Annotated in this window: 20 protein-coding genes; 6 read left to right on the top strand and 14 right to left on the bottom strand. The window is 71.5% G+C overall.

Annotation, left to right across the window (positions count from 1 at the left end; translation table 11 throughout):
* Positions 1–14: 14 nt before the first annotated feature.
* The 3 genes from O7624_RS04235 to O7624_RS04225 form a co-directional block, all read right to left on the bottom strand.
* Positions 15–653: a hypothetical protein gene (locus O7624_RS04235; protein ID WP_093402505.1), complete on the bottom strand. Its 639-nt coding sequence runs from the start codon at positions 651–653 to the stop codon at positions 15–17.
* Positions 650–1,543 carry a methyltransferase domain-containing protein gene (locus tag O7624_RS04230; RefSeq protein WP_093402506.1) on the bottom strand — a complete coding sequence of 298 codons (894 nt, stop codon included), beginning with the start codon at positions 1,541–1,543 and terminating at the stop codon, positions 650–652. Before O7624_RS04230 ends, O7624_RS04235 begins: the two co-directional genes overlap by 4 nt.
* A 73-nt stretch (positions 1,544–1,616) precedes the next feature.
* Positions 1,617–3,506 (bottom strand): BTAD domain-containing putative transcriptional regulator, encoded by a 1,890-nt coding sequence (locus O7624_RS04225; RefSeq protein WP_282239014.1) that lies wholly within the window; start codon positions 3,504–3,506, stop codon positions 1,617–1,619.
* A 250-nt stretch (positions 3,507–3,756) separates the two neighbouring features.
* Here O7624_RS04225 and O7624_RS04220 point away from each other — a divergent pair, with 250 nt between their 5' ends.
* Positions 3,757–4,539, top strand: coding sequence for an NAD(P)-binding domain-containing protein (locus tag O7624_RS04220; protein WP_348774985.1), 783 nt, complete (start codon positions 3,757–3,759; stop codon positions 4,537–4,539).
* On the opposite strand, the gene O7624_RS04215 is transcribed toward O7624_RS04220, so the two are convergent.
* A complete protein-coding gene (locus O7624_RS04215; RefSeq protein ID WP_093402508.1) occupies positions 4,467–5,180 on the bottom strand; it encodes a helix-turn-helix domain-containing protein in 714 nt (237 codons plus the stop codon). The genes O7624_RS04220 and O7624_RS04215 overlap by 73 nt on opposite strands.
* A gap of 156 nt (positions 5,181–5,336) precedes the next feature.
* Between O7624_RS04215 and add the strand changes: the two genes are divergently transcribed.
* Positions 5,337–6,428, top strand: coding sequence for an adenosine deaminase (add, locus tag O7624_RS04210; RefSeq protein ID WP_282239013.1), 1,092 nt, complete (start codon positions 5,337–5,339; stop codon positions 6,426–6,428).
* Here the strand turns inward: add and O7624_RS04205 are convergent.
* The 6 genes from O7624_RS04205 to O7624_RS04180 form a co-directional block, all read right to left on the bottom strand.
* Positions 6,386–7,339 (bottom strand): homocysteine S-methyltransferase family protein, encoded by a 954-nt coding sequence (locus O7624_RS04205; RefSeq protein WP_282239012.1) that lies wholly within the window; start codon positions 7,337–7,339, stop codon positions 6,386–6,388. The two genes, add and O7624_RS04205, sit on opposite strands and share 43 nt — an antisense overlap.
* Before the next feature lie 120 nt (positions 7,340–7,459).
* The gene (locus tag O7624_RS04200) at positions 7,460–8,617 is read right to left on the bottom strand and encodes an aminotransferase class V-fold PLP-dependent enzyme (RefSeq protein WP_282239011.1); all 1,158 of its coding nucleotides are present in this window, start codon (positions 8,615–8,617) and stop codon (positions 7,460–7,462) included.
* 609 nt (positions 8,618–9,226) lie between these two features.
* Positions 9,227–10,159, bottom strand: coding sequence for a hypothetical protein (locus O7624_RS04195; RefSeq protein WP_282239010.1), 933 nt, complete (start codon positions 10,157–10,159; stop codon positions 9,227–9,229).
* A 301-nt stretch (positions 10,160–10,460) separates the two neighbouring features.
* A complete protein-coding gene (locus O7624_RS04190; RefSeq protein ID WP_282239009.1) occupies positions 10,461–11,081 on the bottom strand; it encodes a DUF5701 family protein in 621 nt (206 codons plus the stop codon).
* A gap of 68 nt (positions 11,082–11,149) precedes the next feature.
* Positions 11,150–11,929 carry an ABC transporter permease gene (locus O7624_RS04185; protein WP_282239008.1) on the bottom strand — a complete coding sequence of 260 codons (780 nt, stop codon included), beginning with the start codon at positions 11,927–11,929 and terminating at the stop codon, positions 11,150–11,152.
* Positions 11,926–12,873 carry an ATP-binding cassette domain-containing protein gene (locus O7624_RS04180; protein WP_282239007.1) on the bottom strand — a complete coding sequence of 316 codons (948 nt, stop codon included), beginning with the start codon at positions 12,871–12,873 and terminating at the stop codon, positions 11,926–11,928. The genes O7624_RS04185 and O7624_RS04180 overlap by 4 nt, the downstream gene beginning before the upstream one ends.
* Before the next feature lie 75 nt (positions 12,874–12,948).
* On the opposite strand from O7624_RS04180, the gene O7624_RS04175 reads away from it, so the two are divergent.
* A complete protein-coding gene (locus O7624_RS04175; RefSeq protein ID WP_282239006.1) occupies positions 12,949–13,695 on the top strand; it encodes a TetR/AcrR family transcriptional regulator C-terminal domain-containing protein in 747 nt (248 codons plus the stop codon).
* Between the two features lie 83 nt (positions 13,696–13,778).
* Here the strand turns inward: O7624_RS04175 and O7624_RS04170 are convergent, their stop codons facing one another.
* The 3 genes from O7624_RS04170 to O7624_RS04160 are packed head-to-tail and all read right to left on the bottom strand — an operon-like array spanning position 13,779 to position 20,447.
* A complete protein-coding gene (locus O7624_RS04170; RefSeq protein WP_282239005.1) occupies positions 13,779–16,532 on the bottom strand; it encodes an FtsX-like permease family protein in 2,754 nt (917 codons plus the stop codon).
* Positions 16,529–19,699: an FtsX-like permease family protein gene (locus O7624_RS04165; protein WP_282239004.1), complete on the bottom strand. Its 3,171-nt coding sequence runs from the start codon at positions 19,697–19,699 to the stop codon at positions 16,529–16,531. Before O7624_RS04165 ends, O7624_RS04170 begins: the two co-directional genes overlap by 4 nt.
* A gap of 7 nt (positions 19,700–19,706) precedes the next feature.
* On the bottom strand, positions 19,707–20,447 hold the full coding sequence (locus O7624_RS04160; protein ID WP_282239003.1) for an ABC transporter ATP-binding protein: 741 nt from the start codon (positions 20,445–20,447) through the stop codon (positions 19,707–19,709).
* A 185-nt stretch (positions 20,448–20,632) separates the two neighbouring features.
* Between O7624_RS04160 and O7624_RS04155 the strand changes: the two genes are divergently transcribed.
* Positions 20,633–21,919, top strand: coding sequence for a transposase (locus O7624_RS04155; RefSeq protein WP_282237774.1), 1,287 nt, complete (start codon positions 20,633–20,635; stop codon positions 21,917–21,919).
* A 23-nt stretch (positions 21,920–21,942) separates the two neighbouring features.
* On the opposite strand, the gene O7624_RS04150 is transcribed toward O7624_RS04155, so the two are convergent.
* Complete coding sequence (locus O7624_RS04150; protein ID WP_282239002.1) at positions 21,943–22,875, bottom strand: ABC transporter ATP-binding protein; 933 nt, start codon at positions 22,873–22,875, stop codon at positions 21,943–21,945.
* 581 nt (positions 22,876–23,456) lie between these two features.
* On the opposite strand from O7624_RS04150, the gene O7624_RS04145 reads away from it, so the two are divergent.
* The gene (locus tag O7624_RS04145) at positions 23,457–23,996 is read left to right on the top strand and encodes a sigma-70 family RNA polymerase sigma factor (protein WP_282239001.1); all 540 of its coding nucleotides are present in this window, start codon (positions 23,457–23,459) and stop codon (positions 23,994–23,996) included.
* On the top strand, positions 23,993–25,921 hold the full coding sequence (locus tag O7624_RS04140; protein WP_282239000.1) for a hypothetical protein: 1,929 nt from the start codon (positions 23,993–23,995) through the stop codon (positions 25,919–25,921). Before O7624_RS04145 ends, O7624_RS04140 begins: the two co-directional genes overlap by 4 nt.
* Positions 25,922–25,940 lie beyond the last annotated feature (19 nt).

The following is a 25,940-nucleotide window of genomic DNA, read 5'->3' as shown; positions in this document are numbered from 1 at the left end:
CAACCGGGTCCTGATCAGCCCCGCGCGGTGGACAGCCCGGGGACGTCCAGCGCCCGCAGGCGCATGTTGCCGGCGTCGGCGTACCACAGGCGGAGCCCGTCCCAGGTCAGGCTGGTGGCGGGTCGACCGTCGACCTGGATCTGCAACACGTTGCGTCCGGTCTGGAGGTCGAAGACCGTGATGGCCTCGCCGAGCAGATCGGTGTGCGCGACGTACCGGTCGGTGACCGTGATGCCGGCGACACCGAGTGGCGCGGGTATGGCCGCGAGCAGCCGCAGGTTGGAGGCGTCCCGCAACTCCAGGGCGTCCGGCCAGCCGAGCCAGATGCCGTCCTTGCCCGCCTCCATGCCGCAGACCTGCGTATCCGGCCGAGGGCTGGCCACCTCACGCAGCACATCCCCGCTCTGCGGTTCGGTCAGCCGCAGGGTGGTCGACGTGGCGTAGAGGAGGCACCCGCCGAGAGTGGTCAGCCCGGTGACCAGACCGGGACAGGCCAGTTCGGCGCCGGGCACCCCGGTACGCGGGTCAAGGCAAACCGCCCGCCCGCGTCCGGCGTCGGCGTACCAGAGGGTGTGGCCGGACCAGGTGAGGCCCGAGATCCGGTCGGCGTCGACGGAGTGGTCACGGACGGAGGCAGCGGTGTAAATGATCATTGTTTGCTCACCCGGTCGAGACGACAGTCGAGGCGCCACTGGGTCACGTCCCGCGCGGCGGAACCATCGGGACGTCGGGGACGCACGTGTACGGTGTCGCCTGCCGCGACGGCGGTGTGCCGGAGCGGCCAGACGAAGACCGCCCAGTTGCAGCCCGGGTACGACGGCATGTTGGACAGCTCGATCCCCGGGGCGAGCGTGGCGGTGAAGTAGCCGAGCACGGCGTGCAGCGTTCCGGCTGTGTGCAGCGGTAGGGCCAGCGGGCGGGCGTTGCGTAGTCCCGTGTCGCCGCGGCCGGTGTCGACAAGCGCGACCGGTTCGCCGAGCAGGGTCGGCTCCTGGGTGAGGAAGTGCAGGTGGGCGGTGGGGTCGACCAGTTCCTGCACCACGTCGAGCCGCATGCCGAAGAAGTCCGGGGACCAGATGCCCCAACCTTCGGTGCCGAACTGCACCGGCGCCAGCCAGGTGACAACCCGCTCGGGCACCACGACGCCGTCGGGTCGCAGGTTACGGCGGTTGAACACCCGCAGGATACGGGCCATGTCCTCTTCCGGCCCGAGGTTGCCCATCAGCTCGCAGACCGTCACGTCCACCTGTTGGGGCAGACGAACGAGCCGGGCGTCCCCAGCGATCAGGGTGACCCGGTCCTGCCAGCCGTTGGCCTTGATGATCCGGTCCGCGACGGCGGCGATCTGAGGATCAGCCTCCACGGCGTACACGTGTGCGGCGCCGTGTCGTAGCGCCAACGCGGTAAGCGCCAGCGTGCCGGCGCCGACGTCGGCGACCACGGCGTTCTCGTCGATGACCGTGGCCAGTGCCCGGTCGTAGGACTCGACGCGTCTACGGTCACCGAGCATTGCCTGGTGCATGAGCAGGTGGCGTTGGTCCATACGAGATCTCCTGCTCGTCGACCGCCAACATCTACTAAAGAATCATATAGCAGTGATCGGTGAATGTCTCGCCTCAATGGCCGGTGTGGCAGCCGCAGCCGCAGCGGCTTGCGGGGGCCGAGCTGTCCACGCCGTGCTCGCGCAGCATCTGCCGCGCCAGCGCGTGGACCGTGCCGAGCATTCGGTAGCGGCGGCCCGACGCGCCGTGCAGGACCTCCAGCACCGACTTGTCCACCAGCCGATCGAGCAGCATTTGCAGTGTCTCGGGTTCACCGCCGATCGCCCGGCCGGCCACCGCCGCGGCCTCCAGGCCGAACTCCGCCGGAACCGCGCCCAGCGCGGCGAAGCACCGCTGTTCCGCCGGCCCCAGCAGTTCCATGCTGCGGTTTACTGCGGCGCGCAGTGAACGGTGGTGACTTGGCAACCCCCGGCGGCGCGGACGGATCCGGCGAAGTGGGTCGTCCACGACGTTGACCAGCGCCTCCAGCCGCTGGGTACGCAGGCATGCGGCGGCCAGCTCGATGGCGAGGGGTAGCCCGTCCAGCGCCCGGCACACCGACCGCACCGCCTCAAGGTTGCTCTCGGTGAGTCGGAACGCCGGTTGGACCTGCACCGCCCGCTGGGCGAACAGCGCAAGTGCGGGTGCCGTTGCGGAGCCGTGCTCCTTCTCGACCGCCAGCGGCCGCACCGGGTACACCGCCTCGTACGGCAGACCGAGCAGCTCCCGCGAGGTGAGCAGGACGTGGACCTGCGGACAGCCGCGGAGCACGTCGTCGACGAGGTCGGCGGCCTCGTCGGTGACGAGTTCGGCGTTGTCGAGGACGAGCAGGAGCTTGCGGTCGTGCAGCCGATGCGTCAACGGTAGGCAGCCCTTGGCGTGCCAGGACCCCGGCTCGTCGACGACCGCCGCCGTCGCCTGGACCAGTTCCCGGCCGGTGCGCGCGTTCGCCAGATCCACCACCGCGACCCCGTCGGCGAATCGTTCCCGCAGCTCCAACGCCACGGCCATGCCGAGCGCCGACTTGCCGACCCCGGCCGGGCCGGTGAGGCTCACCATGCGGTAATCGCCGAGCAGGTCGCAGACCGCCGCGAGGTCGGCCGTCCGCCCGACCAGTTCGTCCACCACGGCTGCCGGTCCCCGCCAGGGCGGCTGATGGTCTGCACTGAGGGTCGCACCGTCAGGTCGCGGCGGATCGGCGTCCAGTACTTCTCGGTACGCCTCGGTCAGTTCGGCCCCCGGATCGACACCCAGGTCGAGCTTGAGGCGAGCGCGGACGTCGGCGTACCGCTCGATCGCCCAGGCGCGTTGCCCGATGCGCGCCAGGGCCCGTAGTACCCGCGCCTGGACCCGCTCGTTGAGGGGCTCGGCCTGGGCGAGCCGTTCGGCCAGTGGCAGGACCACCTCGGGCCGCCCAGACTCCAGGCCGAGCCCGATGTAGTCGAGTGCGGCAGCCAGGAACTCCTGCCGTAGCGGGCCGATGTCGTCCTGTTCGACAAGCAACGTGGTCAGGTCGGTGAGCTGCGGATCCCGCCAGCGCTCAAGGGTCTCCCGGTACGTGGTGAAGGCGATCTCGTGCTCGCCGGCCGCGTGCCAGGCCGCCGCCTCGCGGATGCCGGCCCGGAACTGGAGCAGGTCAAGCTGGTTGTCGGCCACGGTGAGTCGATAGCCGCCGGGCGCCGAGGCGATGACGTTGGTGCGCTGACGTCGTGGCGTGTCGGGCTCCAGTGTGTGCCGTAACCGCGCGACATAGGTGTGCACCAGACTCGCGGCCCGAACCGGAGGCCGTCCCGACCAGAGGACGGTGATCAGGTCGTCCAGCGGCACGTGCCCATCGGCCCGCAGCGCCAGCAGGGCCAGAACCGCCCGCTGCTTCGGGGGGCCCAGGTCGACCTCCTGGCCGTGGATCGTTGCTCGCACGGAACCGAGAATCTGAATCTGGAGTTCGACCTCGGTCCGTTTCACGGGTCCCCCAAGCTGTTCTGGTGCTGGCTCGGTTCTCCTCCACCTTAAGTGAAGAACTTCCATACTTAAAGTAGTCGTGTCGAGCCGCGCGGCGTCAACCGCATGCCGGGAGAGTTCAAGTCGCCGTCAAGGTGACTGGGCGACACTGTCCGACGACCCGACCCGACCCGAGCTCTCGGGCCGCGTTCGGCGGAGAATCTGACCACCGACCCCGGAGTCAGAAGATGCGTGTGTCCGTACGACCGCCTGCCTGCTGTCGCCGCCGCGGCGTGCGGTGCACCCGATGATCGGCGTCCTCGGCCGCGGACGGATGGGCTCTGCGCTGGCCCGGAACCTTGCTGTGCAGGGCAAACGGGTGCTCATTGCCGGCCGTACGCGCGATGGCACGCGACCGGTCGGGCTGGCTTCGTATCCCGAGATCCACTGTGTGCCGGCACCGGTCGTGGTCGCCCGGTCCGATCTGCTCGTGCTCGCGCTGCCATTCGACGCCGCGGTGGACCTGGCCCGCGACGGGTTGCTCGATGACGGACGCGGGCGTACGGTCGTCGATACGACCAACCCGCCGTCGAGCGTCGGAGGTGGTCGGCGGAGCGGCCGACTGCTTGCGGAACTGCTACCACAATGGCGGGTGGTCAAAGCCCTCAACACAGTGCCCGCCGGCATGCTCGGTGAGCCCGTGCTGGACGGCCGGCCGGTCACGGTGCCACTGGCCGGGGACCACCCCTCGGCCAAGATCGAGTGTGCCGCGCTGCTGTGTGGACTCGGATTCGTGCCGGTTGATGTCGGCGGGATTGATCGGGCCCCGGCGTTGGAGTCGCTGGCGGAGCTGCTGATGGCGATCGACAGTCAGCATGCGTTACGCGGCCGGCTCGGCTTCAGCCTCGCCGTGCCCGAGCTGTCGGCGGTGGCGCCTTCCAACGTGGCGTGGCCCGACCGGCCGCCCGTCCCGGTCGGTGAGCGTCAGCGCCTCGCGCCGCCGGCCGTCGACAACATCCGCTCGACACCCGGGCGGCCACCCAGGCCCAGCAGGTAGAGGCAGCGTGGCATGGCCGCCGCCGGCCCGGTCACCGAAACCACCCCGCTGACCACCGCCTCGACCGGCTCGATCGCGCCGCTGCCGAGGTCGAAGAAGGTGCGGGCGTCGGTGGCTACCCGGAGGGTCGCGTCGGGACCGGCGGTACCGCTGATCGTCCGCACCTCGCCGTCGCTGACCCGGACGTGGAAGACCTCGCCCTCGATGTCGAACTCGTAGACCTCGTCGACCAGCGCCCGTGCGGGGTCGACCATGGACTCGATCGCCAGCGCCGCCCACGACGCCCGGGTGACCGGCGCCTGGACCTGACCCGGCTGCTGGGCGAGCAGTGTCAGCCCGAAGCGGGCCAGCACCAGGACCGGTTCGCGTAGCTTCTCACCCAACTCGGTGAGCGCGTAGCCGGCGGTCCGCCGCTCGGCGTCCAGCGGCTGGGTGATGCCCACCTCGGTCAGGAAGGCCAGCCGGTCGGCCAGGAGGTTGGTGCCGATGCCCGGCAGGGCGTCCAGGAGATCCCGGTAGCGGCGCGGTCGGACCAGTAGCTCACGGATGATGAGCAGGGTCCACCGCTCGCCCACCACATCCAGCGCGAAGGCCAGGCCGCACTGCTGGCCGTAGGTCCGACGGTCTCGTTGCTCTTTCACGGCGCTCCTCCATGCCGCAGTGTGGGCCCAGGCAACGCCCCTTTACTTAGACATAGTACACGGCGGCCTCTTCGAGATTGCCCTCCTACCCGCTGGACCCGATCGACCGTTGCCGGAACCGGCCCGTCCGGTCGTGACGAACCTAGAATCGGCACGGTGAGCACCGCCGAACCGCTCGGGACGGCCCGCGACGAGATGATCCAGCGGCTGCCCAAGGTCGAGACCCATGTGCACCTGGAGGGTTCGGTCCGACCTGGAACGCTGCTTCGGATCGCCCGCCGCCACGGGCTCGACCTCGGTCGGCTCGACGAGGGGCGGATCACCGACCTGTTCCGCTTCCGCAGCTTCCGGCACTTCACCGAACTGTACGAACAGTGCTGTGCCGCGCTACGTGAGCCGGCCGATCTCCAACTGTTGGCCGAGGAACTGGCCGAGTCGACGCACCGGCAGAACGTCCGGCACCTGGAGGTGACGTTCAGCCCCGGCACGCACTGGCGCGGGCGCGGCATTCCGTTCGACGAGCAGCTCGACGCGGTGCGCAGGGGCGCTGAGCAGGCGTGGCGGCGGTTCGGGGTGAGCATGCGGTTCGTCGTGGACCATGTCCGTGGCGAGTCGGTCGAGGAGTGCCAGCAGATCGCGGAGTGGGCCGTGGCGGGTGGACCCGGCGGGGTGGTGGGGCTCGGGCTCGGTGGCTTCGAGCCGGGACGGCCGGCCTCGCTGTTCGCCGAGCCGATCCGGTGGGCGGCGGCACGTGGTGTGCCGTTCGTGCCGCACGCGGGTGAGGCGGTGGGACCGGAGGGCGTCTGGGACTGTCTGACATTCCACCCACCCCGGATCGCGCACGGCATCCGCGCGGTCGAGGACCCGGCGCTGATGAAGGTGCTCCGGGACCGGGGAGTCGTCCTCGACGTCTGCCTCACCAGCAACCTGCGGACCGGCGTGGTGTCGACGCTGCAGGCGCACCCGCTGCGACGGCTCTGGGAGGCCGGCGTCCAGATCACCCTCAACACCGACGATCCGTCGATGTTCCACACCGACCTGGTCGCCGAGCACCGGCTCGCGGCGCGCTGGCACGGTTTCACGGTGGCCGAGCTCGCCGGGATGACCATGACCGCCGTCGAGGCCGCGCTGCTGCCCGACTCCGCGCGGATGAGGCTTCGTGAGGGCGTACGGGCGGACCTGGCCGAGCTGGGCATCGTCCCGACCTACCCGCCCGGGGTGACGCGGTCCGTGGCCGCTGCCGGCTGACCCTCGTCGGCGTCCCGCGGCCAGCGTGCCCGCAACGCGCCGATGTGCTCCGGGCCGGCCCCGCAGCAGCCCCCGACGATGTCGAGGCCGCGCCATGGATCCGTGTCCGGAAGACCGGCGAACGCGGCCGGCGACACTGCCGGCGGCAGGTACCGGTCGACAGGTGTCGCGGGCGGCAGACCGGTGCGGTCCTCCAGATTCGGATACGCGCCGAGCCGCCCGGCGCCGGCCCGTCCCAGCCGGGCCAGCGCCCGTTCCGTACCGGCCGGATCGGTGCAGTTGACCAGCACCGCGCTCGCCCCGGCGGCGCGTACCGCAGTGGCGGCTGCCACCACGTCCTCGCCGCTGAGCAGGTCACCACCCGGCGCGCACACGAAGCTGGCCCAGGTGGTGAGCCCGTGCGCGCGGGCGGCGCGTACGGCGGCGACCGCCTCGCGGATCGTGTTCATCGTCTCCACCAGGACCAGGTCGACGCCGGCGCGGGCGAGCTGGTCGGCCAGCCAGGCATGCTCGTTGCGCAACACCGCTTCGTCGGGCACCAGCTCGGGCCGGTAACAGTCCTCGATCGGCGCGATCGATCCGGCGACGGCGACGGGGCGGGCCACGGTGGCGGCTGCCTCGCGGGCCAGCGACACCGCGACGTGCGCCAGGCGAGCGGCGGTGTCGGGGCCGGTGCCGGCCCGGTGGGCGGTACGCGGGGTGGTGCGGAAGGTGTCCGCGGTGAGTACGTCCACACCAGCGGCGACGTATGCGGCGTGCACCTGGGTGACCAGCCGTCGGCCGGCGGCGTCGAGCAGACAGTCCGCGGTCCACCAGGGAGCGCTGACGGAACGACCGTGCCGCTGCAACTCGGTGCCGAGCGCGCCGTCGAGGAGCAGTGGCCGGCCGTCTGGTGCCCCGGGTCGTTCCACCGGCCCTCCTTGTCGGGTTGGGCCTGCGCCTGCACGTCGAGCCCATCGTGGCACGCCGACGCCGGGCGTTCGAGACCTCGCGGTCGATTGGTGGGGACCGCGCAAGCTGAGAGTGGCCGGTCAGTCGCGGGTCGCCGCGATCCCCGCGAGCATGGCGATGAGGGCACGCACGTCGGCCCGGGAGGTGTAACGGGCCATGCCGGCGCGCAGCGCCTCCGGGGTCTCCGGTGTCACGGCCCGCAGCGCCGGCTCCGACCCGAACGTGCCGTGTCCGACGACGACGCCACCGTCGGCGAGCTGAGCCGCGACCTCGGCGGCCGGACGGTCGGCGACCTGGAACGCGACAATCGGCAGGCGTGCCGCGTCGCCCGACCGACCGAGCACGCGTACCCCATCGATCATGCGGAGACTTCGGGCCAGCAGGTTCGCCAGCCGCTCGCCGTGCCGGAAGACCGATGCGCGGTCCCAGTGCATCAGCACCTCGGCAGCGACACCGGTGGCCAGGATCGCTTCGATGCCTGGCCCGCCGGTCGGCGCGGCACCGCGCAGCAGCGTGGCGGAGATTCTACCGCCGCGCCGCCACAGGATGCCGCATCCGGGGCCGTACCACGTGGCGGCCGAGGTGACGAAGACGTCGCAGCCCCAGGCGGCGACGTCGACCGGCAGGTGCGCCGGCGCCTGTGCGCCGTCAACGAAGACCTGGGCACCCGCAAGCCGAGCGGCGGCGCAGATACCGACGAGGTCGGGCGCGGTGCCCAGCGCGTTGGATCCGGCGGTCACCGCGATCCAACGGGTACGCGGGCCGAGTTGGGTGGCGACGGCGTCCACCGTCAACCGGCCGTCCGGGGACACCTCTGCCATCCGTACCGCGGCCCCGCGGCGGTGGGCGGCCTGCCGCCAGGGATCCACATTGGAACGATGATCCAACGTGGTGCAGACGACCTCGTCGCCCGGCAGGAGAGCCGGCTCGATCGAGCGGACGAAGGCCTGGGTCAGGCTCGTCATGTCGGGCCCGAACGAGACGGCGCCGCCGGGTGCGCCGATAAGCGCCCGGAATCGGTTGGCGGCCCAGTTGAGCGCCACCTGGGAGCGGTGCCAGGGGACGCCCACGCTATTTTTCCGATAGTTTTCGAGTACGTCGAGGACGGCGGCGTGGGCCAGCGTTCCGGCGGGCGCATCGAGATGGACGACACCTGAGTTGAGATCCGGGAACTGCTCTGTGACCGGCCGCGTCGCCAGGGCTTTCAGGGGTAGCCCGTGCAGTTCACCGAAGGTCATATCAACCGGGGGGATCGGGCCGCGACTGGCGTACGACCGCAGGTGGTGCCGACGGTCGGTGGGGGCCACGTAGGCGGAGCACGGTAGCGAGGTCGCCGCTACGTAGGGCCTTCTCGGTGGGCGCATGTCGACATCACGTTCGTCACGGCAGTGTGCTATTCGAAAGAGGAGCGTAAAGATACCATACTGAATACCGAAAAGGTGCCGGTAAGGTGACATTCCGCAACGTGCTGTTCACCCCACGTGATGTCACGGCATCGGGCCCGGTCCGCCCGACAACTCCTCGCCGATTGTCGGCACGGGACCAGCCTCGGCGGCCTCGTAGCCCCAGCGCCACCAGAAGTGGCTGTCCGCTGTCGACCGCTGCCCGACCACCGGATGCCGCGCCGATTGTCGCCCCGCCGTGCGGTTCGGCCCGAGGGGTCGATTCGCGATGTCGTCCTTTCCCGTCCCGGCGACATCGCCGTCCGCTGGATCTGCGCCGTGGTAGGCAGCCGACACGAGCAGACCTTCCTTCCTGTGCCGTCGGCACGGTGATCGGCCGATAGTTCCGGGCAGGTGGCGGCCCGGGCATCAGCAGATGCTCAGGCGCGGATCATCCGTCGACTTTCACTGGTTGTAGGGCATCGTGGGGAACCAGCCGTAGTCGAACATCGCCGGCAGTCGCACGTTCCAGTAGACGACCATGAACACGCCCAACGCGATCAGCATCCCGCCGGTCAACGCGGCGGTGCGGGCCGGGCTGGCCGCCAGAAAGCGAATGAAGCCGCCCCGCGTCACCAGCACGAGCAGGACGAACAGCACCGTGACGATGGCGATGTTGCCGAGTGACTGGAGGACAAAGGCCCCTGCGCCGTACCACGGGTTACCGTTCTCCACCGCCCAGTGGAACAGCTTGTTGAAAAGCGGGTACGGCCGGCCGATCAGGAAGCCACCGACCAGCGCGCCGAGCACCACCACACGAGCCACCGGCCGGTGCGCGAAGGGATCCCGCACCACGCCGAGCGAAGCCAGGCCGAGGTAGACGAAAGCGAGCCCGATCACCCCGAACACGATCATCGACTGGATCAGGCGGACCGGGAGCGTCCCGACGGTGGCGGTGGACAGTTGCGGCAGCCGCTCACCGAGCAGCACGCCGATGAACCCGTAGCTGGCGGAGACCGCCACCATTCCGAGGGTCAGCCAGCCGACCGGCCGCACCAGGCTACGCAGCCCGGCACGGGCCGCCGCACCCGCGTTCGCCTGGCTCATCGGTCCGATCGACGCGGCCATGGCGATGTTGCAGGCGGTGAAGGTACCGGCCAGACCAGAGACGAACGCGAAGACCAGGGCGGCGACGGTACCGCCGATCGCGGTCGCCTTCGCGTCCCGGCCGAGGATGGCGTTGGCCATCGAATCGCCGATGGTGTGGTCGACGAACTCGTACGACCACAGCACCGACAGCAGTACACCGACTCCGACGGCGATCAGGATCACGCGACCCCGTCGGGTCGGCGATGTCGACGGGACAGTATCCAGGCCGGTGCGCTCCGTGGCAGTCATGGCTGAATTCTCGGCGACCCGACATCGAGCGTGTTCTCGCAGTTTGCCGACTGCCGTGCGGATTCCTCAGGCTCGCCGGGTGGTTCCTCAACTCAGGGAAGAGCTCCGTGACGTCCAGCGGCCGCGGCGGCGTGGTGCGAGTCATGGCCGACGATCCTAGTGCGGTGTCCAGGAGCGTTGGCGGTGGCGCGGCTAGGTTCAGGCGGCGATCCGGCAAGGCGGATCGCCGCCTGTGCACAACGGGATGGAGCTGGTCAGGCTGGAGCCAACTGCCCTTTCCGTTTCCGCGACGCTGCCGTGATCAATTGACAGGACTGCGGTGGCGCGCGGAGGCGAAACCGAGCCAGGTATGCCGGTTGCCCGCCCAGCACCATCCGATCTTCGGCGCTCTGCGTCGGGCGGTGCCGTCGCGTCCGGTTCCGCCGCTGATCCAAATTGCAGGGGTCCGGGCGTCGAGGGTGTCGCCGGTGGGCTTGCGGGAGCCGATGGTCATGAAGCAGTGATTGGGTTCGAGCACCTTCGGTTCCTGTAGCAGCCAGCTGATCCCCTCGTGGATGGTGAGCGGTGTTCGTCCGCGTTCGAGGATGGCCGGTAGCGCTTCGTTGGGACTCCAGTTGCGCATGTCGTCGCCGCGGTCGGGTTCGCGGACGAGATAGAGCGGGCGGTCGGGTAGGGCGAGGCCCTCAATGGGTACGAACTGCTCGAGGTCGACCATGTCGTCGACGACGAAGCCGGGCTTGTCGTCACGGCGCAGCAGCGGTGCCAGTTGACGCGCGGTGGCCAGCTCGGGGTGCACGGCCAGCACGCACTGGGGTTCGTCTGGCAGCGCGGCGACGCAGGCGGCGAGTTCTGCCGGGCTGCTGCCGGTGACGTCGGCGAGTCCGGCGTCGAGCAGGCGGTGTAGTTGGTCGATCAAGCTCATCTGCTCTCCTGGTGGGTTGTGGTACACGGACCATGGGCGAAAGCGCTCGAGCTGCGGTCCGGCCGGATTCAGTGGCGCAGTCTGCGGTACGCCCGCGCCGACAGCGGTACGAAGACGGCGGTCAGCAGGAGCGGCCAGCCGACCGCCAGCCACACCGCCCCGCCGACCAGCGGCCCCTCGGTGATGCCGGTCGGGTTGCCGAACAGCTGACGGGCGGCGGTCGCGGTCGCGGACAACGGGTTCCAGGCCGCGAGGTCGCCGAGCCAGCCGGGCATCGTCTCGGCGGACACGATCGCGGTGGAGAGGAAGCCGATGGGCCAGACCAGCACCTGTACCGCCATCGTCGCGCCCTCGCCGCGGAAGGTCAGCCCCAGGAAGATGCCGATCCACAGGACGGCGAACCGCAGCAGGAGCAGGAGCAGCACAGCCAGGATCGCCGACGCTGGATCCGACGAGATCCGCCAACCGATGAGCAGGCCACCGATGATCAGGACCAGCAGTTCGACAGCCGAGTTGGCCATGTCGGCGCCGACGCGGCCCAGCGCCACCGACGCACTGCCGATCGGCATCGAGCGGAACCGGTCGGTGATGCCCCTGCGGGCGTCGTTGGCCATCGCGGTCGCAGTGGCCTCCACCCCGAACATCATGCTCAACGCCAGCATGCCGGGCAGCAGGAAGCTGATGTAGTCGCCGCCGCCCGGGACGCTGATCGCCCCGCCGAACAGGAAGCCGAAGACCAGCAGCAGCATGATCGAGAAGAGCAGGCCGAATACGGGTGCCCACGGCTGGCGTACCCAGTGGGCCAGATCCCGCTGGGTGATGACCCAGCCGGCGCGCAGGGTGGTCATCGCGCGACCTCCTTGTCGGTCAGGGTCAGGAACACCTCGTCGAGGGTGGGGCGGCGCAGCATCAGGTCCTCCGGGGTGACGCCTAGTTCGTCCAGGGCGCGGACGATCTCGGCGATCGCGACCACGCCGGTGCCGACTTCGAAGGTGATGGTGCGGGTGTCGGTGTCGATCGCGGGCGGTGCCCCGACGGCAGCCGCCATCCGCTGCGCGATGGATGCCAGTGGCTCGCGCAGCGGCACCGTGACGCTCACGCGGTCTCCGCCGACCTGACGTTTGAGGGCGTCCGGCGTACCACTGGCAATGATCCTGCCGTGGTTCATGACGGAGATCCGGTCGGCCAACTGGTCGGCCTCATCGAGGTACTGCGTGGTCAGCAGGACCGTGGTGCCGCGGACGGCGATCTCGCGCACGGCGGCCCATACCTCGTTGCGGGCGCGGGGATCGAGGCCGGTGGTCGGTTCGTCGAGAAACAGCACCGCCGGGGTCAGGATGAGGCCGGCGGCGATGTCGAGCCGGCGGCGCATCCCGCCGCTGTAGGTCGAGACGGCCCGGGTCGCCGCGTCCGTCAGGTCGAAGGTGTCGAGCAACTGGTCGGCGCGCACCCGGGCGTCGGCGGAGTTCAGGCCGTAGAGTCGGCCGAACATCACCAGGTTCTGCCGGCCGCCGAGGATCTCGTCGACGGCGGCGTTCTGCCCGACCAGTCCGATGCTGCGCCGGACCTGGCGGGCCTGGGTGCGCACGTCGAACCCGGCGACGCTGGCGCTGCCGCCGTCCACGTCGATCAGGGTGGCCAGCGCCCTGACCGCGGTGGTCTTGCCGGCGCCGTTGGGGCCGAGCAGCCCGTGGATGACACCGGGGGGCACGCTCAGGTCGAAGCCGTCCAGCGCGTGCACGTCGCCGTACCTCTTGCGTAGTCCGTCGGCGGTCAGGGTGTGGTTCGTCAACGCCGCTCCTAACTCCGTATGCCTTACGGAAATGGTGCGTGGTACACCGTACACCTCACGGGGTAATCTCCGCACATGGAAAGTCAGGACGTCGACCGCACGCTCGAACTGCTGTGGCGGCGCACCCTCGGCACGCCGCAGGGCTCACGGGGACCGAAGCAGCGGGCCACCATCGACGAGGTGGTCCGGGCCGCGATCGCGGTGGCCGACGAGGAGGGCCTGCCCGCCTTCTCGATGCGCAAGGTCGCCGATCGGCTCGGGCTGAAGCTGATGTCCATCTACACCTACGTCCCCGGCCGCTCCGAGCTGATCGGCCTGATGGTGGACGAGGTCGCGGGCGAGCAGAAACTCCCGCCGCACGAGGGCCCGCTGCGGCAGCGGATGACCCGGATCGCCGAGCAGCTGTGGGACGAGTTCCACCGGCATCCCTGGCTGCTTCAGGTGGAGAACAGCCGGCCGTGGATCGGTCCGAACGTCTCCGACCGGTACGAGTGGCAGCTCGCGGCCATCGAAGGTGCCGGTTTCACCGATCTCCAGATGGACCAGGTGGTCACGCTGCTGAGCGGGTTCACCGCCGGGATGGCGCGGGCATCGGTGGACGCACGGCGTACGGCGGAGCGGTCCGGCATCTCCGACGCCGAATGGTGGGAGATCAACGCGCCGGTTCTCGAGCGGGTGATGCCCGCCGACGCCTATCCGATCTCCGGCCGGGTCGGGCGGGTGGCCGGCGAGGAGTACAACGCGATCGACGATCCGGAGCGAACGTTCCGGTTCGGGCTCGACCGCATGCTTGACGGGCTGGAGCAGTTCCTCAACGGCTGACCGCCGGCCGGGCTGTCGCTCAACGCATGCCACTCTTCCGATCGCCACGCTACATAGCCGCGGTTCCGCTCCGGCTGTGCCGGTTACTCGCCGGCGCGGAGTACCTCGCTCAGCCGGTCGCGTCGCCGCAGCGCCGACTCGACAGGTACGACCGCCGCGACCGCCGCCAGCAGCGTCACGCTCATCAGACCGAGCAGCCACCACGGCAACACCGCAGCCGGGTCGGTGGCTTGACCGGTGAGCAGCCGCAGCTCAAGCGGACCGAGCGTCAGGCGGGCGAGCAGGGCGCCGAACAGCGGGCCGCAGATCGCGGTGACCACGACCGGCGGTAGCAGCTCTCCGGCGGCGACCCAGCGGGCGTCGCGTGGCCGTAGCCCGAGGGTTCGCAGCCGGGTCAGGGTCTGCCACCGCTCCGACGCACCCGCGGCGGCGGCGAGCGTGAGGCCGAGCAACCCCAGCGCCAGCAACACCGCGGCGGCCGTCCACGCCAGCCGCAGTATCCCTGCGGTCAGCGGAGCCACTAGCTGCGCCCGCTGGACGTCCGCGCGCAGCACGACGTCGGCGGCGGTATCGCTGTTCGACACGGCCTGCGCCGCGCCGGGGCCGGTGACCCAGACGGTGTTGGGAACGGCGGGCAACCCCGCCTCGGCCAGGGCAGTGGCGTCCACGATGACGACGTCGCTGGCACCGCCGACGGAGGGAGCGGTACCGACCACCGCGAGCCGGATCGCCGGGGCGTCCTCCCGGGTCAGCTGCAGCCGCGTGCCGGTCGGCAGCTCGCCGTCGCTCGACAGGACCAGCGCCGGGACGTCTTCGGGGCCAGGACCGGGTGCCGTGAGCCGGGCGAGCGCCGGCGCGTCGGGCAGCGGGGTGGTGGCCAGCAAACGCTGGAACGCGGCGGCGTCCACGATTACCAGGCGCGGGGTGAGCAGTGTCGACTCGGTGAAGATGCGCGCCGAATCGGTCACCTGTGCGACGACGACCTGTCCCACGTCGGGTGCGGCGGCGATGCGCTCGGCGACGGTGGGCGCCGCGGCCTCAGCGTCGACGTCGAGGCGGGCGTCGGCGCCGACGGTGTTCCACGCGCCGTCGGCCAGGCCGCGGGCGACGGTCCCGCCGACGACAAGCGCGAACGAGGCGAGCGCCGTGGCGCTGACCAGAACCAGCAGCGGTAGCGCGCGTCCGGCCGTCGTGGCCGCCCGGGCGGCACCGAACACAGCCAGCGGGCGGCGCGAGCGCAGGGCCTGTCGGAGCACGAGCCGTGCTCCGACAGGCAGCAGCCGTAGCAGGACGAGCGCGCCGGTGAGCACGCCCAGAGCGACGGCGCTGACCGGTAGGACCAGGTCGCCGGTCAGCTCGCCGGAGTCGCCGTCGGCGGCGACAGGCCGCAGCCCGCGCTGGTGCAGGGTGACGAAGGCGGCGACCGCGGCGATCAGCACGGCGGCCTCCACGGCGGCGCGGCGCAGCTGACCGGTGGCCAGGATCCAGCGCCGGGCGGCCGGGTTGGCGGGTTGGCGCCGGTCGCGGCTGGCGCGGGCGGCGGCGAGGGTGCCGAACGTCGGCCCGGCGACGGCACCGGCCAGCACCACGGGAACGGTCCAGGTCCAGGAGACGCCCGGAGCGGCCACACGGGCGAGCGCGAGCCCGACGGCGGCGGCCGACAGGGACACCACGGTGGACTCGATGATCAGTTCCGCACCGAGGTCGGGCAGCGCCGCCCCACGCTGCCGGGCGGCGGTCAGCGCCGGAGTACGGCGGCGGACCAGCAGATCGGCGGCGAGCAGCAGGACCAGCACCGTGGCGGTCAGGACTCCGGCGAGCAGGACGGCGGCCTGTGCGTAAGCGGCGCTGATCTGGGTGCGGGCGTCGCGCAGGACGGTGTCGAGCTGTGATTCCCACTTCAGGGACTGGTCACGGACGCCTGATGAGCCCGACGCCGCCTTGAGCCTGACCATCTGGCTGGCCAGCGCCGCGGAGGCGTCCCAGGTGAGCGCGTCGGGTTCGGGGGCGAAGTGGACGCTGCGCCGCAGTTCGTCCTCGTCGAAGGCGAGCCGGGCGTCCGGCAGCGACTCACGCGACAGCAGACCTGCGAACCGGGTCGTGCCCACGCCGTCGGCGCCGGGCACGGGGCGCAGAAGCGCCGGGGCGAGTCGCCAGGCGGGGTCGCTGCCGTCCGCGGGTCGGTAGATCCCACTGATCCGGACGTCCTTGTCGCGCCCCTGTCCGTCCTGCACCGAAATTCGATCGCCGGGGCCGAGGTCGAGGGCGGCGGCGTCGGCCTCGGAGAGGCCGACCTGCACCGGCCAGGGCGGTCCGTTGTAGGGAACCTCGATGGACGGTTCGGGGATGGCGGGGCCGGGCGCGCTGCCGGCGATCCAGGTCACCTCCGGGCCGCCGACGTCGTCGGCCAGGTAGGTGAGTTGGAAGGTACGCGGCACGCTGCCACCGGTGATGCGCAGGATCGGGCCGCTGACAACGGCGGTCGGCGGGAGCAGCGCGGCGTCCAGGTCGGGCCCGAGGGCGTACGCTGCCCGGGCGCGGAAGTCGTCGACGTCCTCGGCGAGGCGGGATATCCGGATCCGCCCGCCGGTCGGGCCGTCGTCGCGTTCCCAATTGGCGTGCACGAGCACGTTCGAGGCGTGGCTGGCGCGGCGGACCGTGTCCTGGACGGCGTCGTCGGCGGCGGCACGCAGCAGCGCCGGCACGGCCCCGGCGAGCAGCGCGACGGCCGCGATGACCGCGGCGGTGAGCAGCAGCGGTCCGGCGTCGGCACGGCCACGCCCACGGACGCTGGGCCAGTGCGGCGCCGGCCACCGCCGGGTCAACCAACCGTTCACGGCGTCACCCGCAGGTGCGCGGCGTCGGCCCGGCGGACCTGGACGACGACCACGGTGGCGACCGCCAGCAGGCATCCGGCCAGCAGTGCGGCGAGCAGCGCGGCCTCGGCCGGCCATGGCCAGTGTGGCTGGACGGCCGGGACTGGCGCGGCGCCGGTGTCGGAGCGTACGAGCAGGGGAGCGACGACGCGGGTGGCGAGCGCGCCGACGGCCGCGCCCGCTGCGAGCAGCGGCAGCAGCACTCCGGCATGCTGGCCGAGCAGCACGGCCCGGATGTCGCGCCGGGACATTCCGAGACCGCGCAGCCGCGCCACCTCGACGGCGCGGACCTGGAGATCACAGGTGACGTGCAGGACGATGCCGGCGAGCAGCAGCAGGGCCGCAGCCGGGACGACGAGCCGGAGCGCGGCCGGCAGCCCCGCGTGCAGCGGACCGCCGGTGAGCCGGGCGGTCTCCGCCTCGCGGGTCGTGACGGTGCCCAGGTGCAGGGCGGTGGCCCGCTCGGCGGCACCGGGACCGGCTGGGTGGCCGACCCACCAGGCGTCGACCGGGAACGTCAGGTCGCCGGCGACGGCGCGGGCCCTGGAGAGCATGTCCAGGTCGGCCAGGACGGCGACGGCGCCGGGAGCGGACGGCACGGTCGGCACGATCTCGGCGACGACGATCGGCACGGGCGTGGTGCCGACCGTGACGCTGAGCCGGCTGCCGCTGCTGGCACCGACCTCGCTGGCGAAGCGGGCGGAGACGGCGACCGGCACCGGTCCGGGGTCCGGGAAGGCGGTGGCGACGAGGTTTGGCGCGGTGTAGGCGATGCTCCCGAGGTCGACGGAGGCCGCCATCCGGAGCGCCGCTCCCGTCGGCGTGGCGGAAAGTCCCACGGTCGGGTCGCGCAACGTGCTCGGGACCGTCTGCACGGACGTGGCGGTCCAGTCCGATCCGTCAGCCGATCCGAGTCGCGGCACGGTCAGGGTGACGTCGATGGTGGTGCGACCGCCGACCGGGAACCCGGCATCCGGCCCGGCCTCGACCGGCAGGGACACCGCGACGAGGCGCAGTCCGTCGGCGCTCGCGCACCCGGGCAGCCGGTGCTTCCGGCCGTCGAGCGGCACGGGGGGACCGGTGCAGGGTGTACGCAGGCCGGTGGCGTCCTGCAGCAGCAGCCGTGGCGTCACGACGAGCGAGGTCTCGCCGGTCGCGGTTCCGCTCATCACGAGCGGGGCATCAACCGGAACGGGGACGCCGGTGACCCGGGTCGGTGGGGCGAGCCTCGCCGCCACGTCCGACCACGTACGGTCGCGGTCGAGCCGTCCGCGCAGCAGCGCGTCGGCGCGGGTGGTGTCGACGGCGACCAGGCGCGGCGCATCGCCGGCGGTGCCGAGCCACTGACCGACGGCGGTACCACGGTCGAGGGCCGGACTGACCGTCCCTTCGGTGGCCGCGCCGACGACCGCGCCCTCTCCGGCCACCGGCGCCGTACCAAGGGTGAGTGCCAGGTCGGTGCCGACGGAAAGCGCGGCCTGATCACGCTGCGACTGGTGCCACGTGGCGTCGAAGGCGAGGCCGAAGGTTCCGGCCGCGCAGGCCAGCCCGACGAGCAGTCCGACGGCGACCGCCTGCTGTCGACGGGCGGCCTCGGCGACCGCCAGCGGAAGCGCCAGCCCACGGACGCGGTATGCCAGCCGGTCGGCACCGCGCAGGGCGGGCAGTACCACCCGCAACGCCAGGGCGGCGCCTGCGGTGAGCAGCAGCGCCGGCGCGAGTACCCGGACCGCGTCGACGCGTGGGTCGGCGGCGGTGGGCTGCGCGTACAGCTGCCACCAGGCGGCGGCGGCGAACACCGTGAGCATCAGATCGGCGCCGGACCGGGCCAGCAGCTCACGGCGGGTGCGTCGGTCGCCGGCTGCCGGACCGGGCCGGACCGCCAGGACGGTGAGTACGGCGGCGAGTACCAGCGCGCCGCCAGTCACCGCGAGGACCTGGGTACCGGTGATGTCCGGCCGGACGGTCAGGCCGGCACCGTCCAGCGGCGGCAGCCGGGTCAGGCCGGCGTGCAGGGCCGACGAGGCTGGTATCGCGAGCGCGGCGGCGACGGCGGCGACGAGCCCGGCTTCGAGCATCGCGGTGGCGGCGAGTTGGCGGCTACTGGTGCCGATGGCGGACCGCAGGGCGGTCTCGTCGGCGCGTACCCGTGCGGTCAGCCGGCCCGCGAGGACGAGTGCCGTCCCGGCCAGGACACCGCCGAGAACGGCGATGGCGAACACGACGGCGGCGGTGACGTGCCGTTGGTCGTCGGCGGACCGCAGGGTCAGCGGCAGGTCGGAGGCGACCCGGGCGAGCCGGACGCGGTCGCCGAGGGTGGCGGCCAGCCGGCGGTCGGCACTGCGGACGGCCCTGGCCACGGCCGCCAGGTCGCGACGGTTGGCTTGGGACAGGTCCGGATGAGCGGTGACCTCCATCCGGTCGACTGTGGCACCGGTGGCGACCAGATCGGCGAGGTCGACGAGGAACGGGCCGTAGGCGTTGACCGGCTGCCGGAAGCGGCCGTCCTGGTGCCCGATGGCGGAGCCGGTCGCGGCCAGCGGGTCGCGGTCCCAGCCGCGCCCCGGCAACGGGCGGACCACACCGACGACGGTCAGGTCGATGGCCGGGACGGGTGCGTGGGCCAGCTCGGCGCCGAGGCGTACCCGGCTACCGGGAGCGAGGCCGAGCAACTGGGCGGTGGACTCCAACACCACAGCCTCACCACGCTCGTGCGGCCAGCCCCCGGTGACCAGCTCGGCTCGGGTCGACAGGTCGTCCAGTCCCGACAGGTACGCCTGGGGCGGGACGGTGGTGCCCGGGGCGATCGTGGGCGGCAGCGCCCGCAGCACTGTCGACGCCCGCGCGGTTGTGGTCACCGGGAACGGTGCCAGCGCGGCAGCCACCACGGTGCGGGTGTCGGCGGCGACGGAGAGCGCGTCGGGGCCCTCGACGGTGCCGGTGTAGACGGTCACGTCGACGGCGGCGGGAGCGGCACGGGCCATGGCGACCTCCAGCGCCCGCTCGGCGGTGCGGGTGCTCAGCAGGGTGCAGGTGCCCAGCAGGGTCGCGCCGACCGTGACGACCCCGATAAGGGCCGCCAGCAACGGCCACTGCACGCGGGCGCGCCGGGTGACCAGCCTCAGCATCGTCGCGTCACCTGGCATCCGACACGGGCTCGTCAGGTCGCCCGGCTGTCCCCTCGTCGAGGTGCCCGTCGTGGATGCGGATAACCCGGTCGGCCAGTGCCATCATCACCGGATCGTGGGTGGACACGAGTGCGGTGACGCCTTCGGACTCGACCACCCCGCGCAGCAGAGCCATCACCGACAGCCCGGTCTCAGCGTCCAGTTGCCCGGTGGGCTCGTCGGCGATCAGGAGCCGGGGCGAGGCGGCCAGCGCGCGGGCGATCGCCACCCGCTGCTGCTGGCCACCGGACAGCTCGGCCGGCCGCTGCCGGGAGTGGTCGGCCAGGCCGACCAGTTCCAGCAGCAACTCGACCCGCCGCTCGCGCTCGGCCGGGGCGACGCGGGCCAGCCGCAACGGGGCGGCGACGTTCTCCGCAGCCGACAGCACCGGGATCAACCCGAAGCTCTGGAAGACGTACGACACCTTCTCGCGCCGCAGCCGCGACAGGCCGTCCTCGTCGAGCGCGGTCACGTCGGTGCCGTCGACGTGCACGGTGCCGGCGTCCGGGCGATCCAGGCCACCGATGGTGTTGAGCAGGGTGGTCTTGCCCGACCCGGACCGCCCGACGAGCGCCACCATGGAACCGGCGGCCACGTCGAACGACACGCCGCGCAGGGCGTGTACGACGGTCGGCCCGGTACGGAAGCGCCGGTGCACGCCACGCACACGCAGCAGCGGCTCGCCGCTGATGGCATTACCTTCGTTCATCAGAGGTCCCCTTCCGGGAACGCTTTGGCCGCTTGTCCCTTGAGGACTGATATGAGACGGCGTCCCGGGAGGGTGGCCTTGGAGGCCCGACGCCCACAAGGGTGTCGTCCCGCGAGGACTGGTCCATCAGCACGGCGCCGCGCCTTCGGTCTGTACGCACAGTCACGATGTGAAGGGGTGGTGCGATGCTGGGGGTCGGTATCGACTGGGCGGAGGAGTTCCATCTGGTCGCGGTGGGCCGTCCGGGTGAGGGTGTGGTCGAGGTGGCCCGGGTGGAACACACTCCGGCTGCGGTGGCGGCGCTGGTGGCGCGGATCGCCGGGTTGGAGCCGGACCCGGCCGAGGTGCGGGTGGTCATCGAGACCCGGCATGGGCTGCTGGTCGAGGCCCTGGTCGACGCCGGGTACACGGTGTTGCCGGTCAACCCGGACCTGGTGGCCCGCCGGCGTGGGCCGGCGCGTAAGAAGGACGACGCCGAGGATGCGCGGATCGCCTGCCTGCTCGCGTTGGACCAGTACAGCGATCTGCGGGCCTTGATCCCGCACGGGGAACTGGCCGGAGAACTGCGCGCTATCGCCCGCGACGACATCCGGGCCTGCCGTGACGAACGCAGGTTGCTCAACCGGCTGCGCGCCGACCTGGCCGCGGTGTTTCCGGCCGCGCTGGCCATCGCCGGTGACGATCTGGGGAGCCCGGTGGTGCTCAAGCTGCTGCAACGCTGGCCCACCGCCGACGAGTTGGCCGCCGCCAGCCACGACGAGGTCGAGGCCCTCGCCCGGGCGGCCAAGCATGGTTGGCCGCACCGGCTCGCCGACCGGGTCACCCAGGCCCTGACCGGTGATCACTTCCAGCCCCGCGACTACCTCATCCGCGCCAAGGCCGACACCATCCGGCTGGCCTGCGCCCAGTTGTTGCTGCTGCGCGAGCAACGCCGCAGCTGGCACCGACGCATGGGCGAACTGCTGCTGGGCGACCGGCGTCGAGGACGCGCCAAACAGCCCGGTGATAACCGGGGGCCGGCGGTTCCTGGCGGCGAGATCTACCTCAGCTTTCCAGGGCTCGGAGATCGACTCGCCACCAGGATCGCCGGTGAAATCGGCGACGCGATCGGACAGTTCGACACACCGAACGCGCTGCAATGCTACGCCGGCAAGGCCCCGGTCACCCGCCGCTCCGGCAAGAGCGAGCTCGTCGTCGCGTCCCGGCTGGCCTGCAACCGCTACCTCGCCGACGCCGTACAGCAGTGGGCCTTCACCAGCCTGCGCACCTCCGGCTGGGCCCGGGAGTTCTACGACACGCAACGTAGTCGAGGAAGAAAGCACCACGCCGCACTGCGAGCGCTGGGCAACCGCTGGCTGGAGGTCCTGTGGCACTGCCTGACCAAGAACACCCCCTACGACGAGAACGTCCACGTCGCCAACCGCAACCGCGCACTCGGCCGGGTCAACCAGCCCTCGAAACTCGCTGCTTGACCCGGAGGTTGACAAAGGGTGTCTCATTCGCCGTTCCCCGCGTCGGGGCGGATCGTGATGTGGTCCGGTTCCAGGGCCAGCCGGACCCGTCGGGTCAGCGCCAGCGCCTGGCGGAAGTCGCGGGGCACCTGCACCCGCCCGGCCCGGTCCATCACCGCGTACTCCTCGGCGATCGTGTGCGTGTCGCCGCGCGCGTCGGTGGTGGTGCGGCGCAGCACCTCGCTGCTGGTGCGCCCGTCCCGGATCGCGACGGTCCGTTCGACCTGGCCGCTGACCTCCGGATCGTGGGTGACCACGACAACGGTGACGCCGTAGCGCCGGTTGACCTCCCGCAGCACAGCGAAGACCTCCGCGGACGTGGCGGCGTCCAGCTCGCCGGTCGGCTCGTCGGCGAGCAGAACCCGCGGCTGGTTGGCCAGCGCCACGGCGATCGCGACCCGCATCTGCTGCCCTCCGGAGAGTTGCCCGGGACGCCGATCGGCGCAGTCGGCGACACCGAGGCTGTCCAGCAGCTCGGCGGCGCGCTCCCGGCGCTCCTCCTTCGCGGTACGCGCCGCCGTCATCGGCAGGTCCACCATCTCCCGCGCGGTCAGGTAGGGGATCAGATTGCTCGCCGTCTGCTGCCGGACGAACCCGACGGTGTGCCGCCGGTAGTTCACCCGGTCCGCTCGGGACATCGCCAGCAGATTCCACCTGTCGACCCGGACCCGCCCGGCGGTGGGAGCGTCGACGCCGGCCAGGATGGAGAGCAGCGTCGACTTGCCCGACCCGGAGGCACCGACGACGGCGACCAGCTCGCCGCTCTCCACGGTCAGGTCCAGTCCCTGTAGTGCCTGCACCTCAATCGAACCGGTCTGGTAGATCCGCACCAGGTTCTCGCAGACGATGAGCGCGTCCCGGCCGAACTCGGGCGCCCGCGCGGACGGCTTCGGCAGGGACAGCGGTGTGCTGGACAATCCGTCCTCCGTCCGGGTCGTGCCGATGTCGAGCCTGCCTCGGGTAGTGGTCCGGCCCACCAGCCGGGCACGTGTTGTCGCCTGGCCGGCACGCATGGTTACCTGATCCGTCGGGAGCCCTGATGGTCGTGCTGACACAGATTGAAGCAGTTTCGCAATCGGCGGCTCCGTTGACCATGCCCCTGCGCGTTCCCCGGCCCCGCAGGTCGAGCGAAACCCGTGAAGAACCGCCACGGCTCGTGTGGTGACCCCTGCCGCGGCACGTGGGCGACCTGTTGGCGCTGGGGCGACCTCGCGGACCCGTCGGGGCATCCTTCCGGTGTCCTCAGAAAGTCCTCAGACAATCGAAAAGGTTTGGCCCGGCTGTTCCCGCAGGCTCTGAACCGGGTCCGCACCGGCGGCCCCGGAGCAGAGGGAGAGCTTCCGCGGTGACCACGGGTCATAGCACCGCCGATGCCGTTGGCATGGGTCAGGGCGGTCTGCAGGGACAGGGCCGGCGAGCCTGGAAAAAGAGATCCGGAGAGACCATCCGGAACAGCTGTGACACGGCGGGCCGGGTCGGACGACGGTCACCTGGTGTGATGCGTGCCCCGGCCCAGTCAGCGACGGCCGAGCAGTTCTATTCCGACCTGGTGGCACAGAATGGCGCCTCCGTTCGCGCGTACCTGCTCCGTCTGACCCGCAACCAGAGCATCGCCGAGGACGTCTATCAGGAGACCCTGCTGCGGGCGTGGCGTCACCGGCAGAGGCTGGTCGGCCGGGAGGGCTCGATCAGGAGTTGGCTGTACACGGTCGCGCACAACGCCGCCGTGGACCAGCTGCGTGGACGACGGTCGCAACCGGTGGGGAGTGAGGTCTGGGACAGCATCCAGCAGCCCGTTCCGGACCATGCCGATGCGGTCGTGGCCAGTGCCGCCCTCATGCCGGCCCTACGCCGGCTGACCGCGGAGCACCGTGACGTGATCTTCGAGCTCTACTACCGCCGCAGTACGGTGACCGAGGCCGCGAGATCCATCGGCATACCGCCGGGAACCGTCAAATCCCGGGCTCACTATGCCGTCCGGGCATTGCGGGCCGAGCTGGCGTCCGCGGCTTCGTCCGGTCCGGGCAGCCCTTCATGAGCCGGCGGCACACCTCCGGATTCAGCATCCTCGGCATGGACCGGGATCCGACCCCCGGGGACCCGGATCAGATCGATCAGCTGGCCCGCTTCTACGAGGAGATCCGGGACGACGCCCAGACCGGTGTGCGGGTCCTCGGGCGGGGCGGATCATTGTCGAGAGCGCGCGGCGAATCGATGGAGAAGCTGCGGGACATGCTCGACAGCCTGCCACGCAAGCTGCAGCAGGCGGTCGACTCCTTCGACACGGCGGCACAGGCGTACCGCATCTACAGCCGGGCGCTGCGCGAGCAGCAGACCCGCATCGACACCGCGATGGATCAGGCGACCGAGGCCGTGCAGGTGGTACGGCTCGCCGTGCCGCGAGTGGCCGTCGACGCCACACCGGGGCAGGAGGCGGCGGCGCGGTCGGCGGCCAACGAGATCGACGGCGCACGGGACCAGCTCTCGGCCGCGCAACGACTGGCCGCCGACGCCCGCCGACTGCGGGAGGCCGCGTCCGCGCGATGCAATCGGGCGCTCGACGACGCCGCCTCGAAGGCCATCAAGCCACCGCCGCGGCGCAACTTCTTCCAGCGCATCGGCGACTTCTTCCGGAACAACCCAATCCTCCGCTTGATCATCGATGTCGCGATCGCCGTCGTCGGGGTGCTGCTGCCGGTGGTCGGCATCGTGCTCGCCGCGGTAGCCCTCGTGGTGACGGTGGCGGTTCAGGCTGCGAACGGAAACTTCGAGTTGGGCACGCTCGTGGTGGGCCTGGTGGCTCTCGTGCCCGGAGCGAAGCTTTTCGGTCCGTTCGTGCGAGGTGCGAAAGCGGTAGCGCCTGGCCTGGTGAAGACGGCCGGCAGCGGAGCCGCGGCATTCGGCCAGTTCGGCCGGAACAACACCGTCATCAGTGGCCTGCTCCGGTTCGGTGGCCGCGGTGGTGGCTTCGGCAACCAGGTGGTGACCGATTTCGGTAAGGGCGTGGTGGAGGAGGCCGCGACCATCGGCCTCAACAAGCTCGGGAAGGCCAACGACGCAGACTTCAACGCCGCCTCGATTTTCGGCGGTGCGGCGGCGGGTGCCGCCGCCGGAGGTCTCGCCGACGGCTTCCGGAAGGGCTTCACCGGCGATCCGGATTTCGATCTCCCTCCTGGTGGTGGCACCGAGGGCTTGTCGGGGGCGAACACCGCACGTGGCGGTGACGGTGCGCCCGCCGGTGACATTCCCAGCGGGGACCGCGCATCGGCCACCGAACCCGACTCCGCGGGTGGCGGGCCGCCGGGTGCATCCACCTCCATCGACCCGCCGGCCAGTAGCCCGGCACCGTCGTCTGCTTCCGGCGGCGACGGCTCTGCCGGCAACGTCTCGGCACCGACTGCTGCTGCGCCACCGCAGCCGGCTCCAGCACCGGTGACCAGCGGCGCACCCGCTGCCGGCGGTGGGACGGGCGGTGCCGATCCGGCCACCGCTGCTCCTGCGCCGACGCGACCGCCAGGATCGGATCAGCCCGCGGCGGTCACCGAACCGGCGGCCAAACCGGCGGCTGAGCCGGCGGCCAAACCGGCGGCTGAACCGGCGGCCGAGCCGGCGGCCAAACCTGCGGCTGAACCGGCGGCTGAGCCGGTAGGCGCCCGCCCGGTGCAGCCGGACGCGCCCCCGAACGGCGAGGACGCACCGGACGCCCGCAAGGTCGACGAGGAGCCGGCCGGTGAGAAGTCCGTCGAGGAGCGTGCGGGCGAGGCGGTGACGGGGATCGTCTCCAGCGGTGCAAGCGACGCGGCATCGGCCGCCATCGAGAACGAGGAAGCCGAGGATCCGCCGACCGACGCGGTGGTCGAGGCGGCTGTGCAGGCGGGATTCGTGTTGGGCGCAGCTGACGCCGCCACGGGCGCGTCAACGTCCGAGCACGACACCGGCATCACCAGGAAGTTCCGCAGGTAAGAACCGGCCGGCGGCCTGC

Origin of the sequence: Verrucosispora sp. WMMD1129, from assembly GCF_029581255.1 — a bacterium.
Taxonomy (GTDB): Bacteria; Actinomycetota; Actinomycetes; order Mycobacteriales; family Micromonosporaceae; genus Micromonospora; species Micromonospora sediminimaris.
Note: the sequence above shows the minus strand (reverse complement) of the source record. Positions and strands in the feature narration are given on the sequence as shown.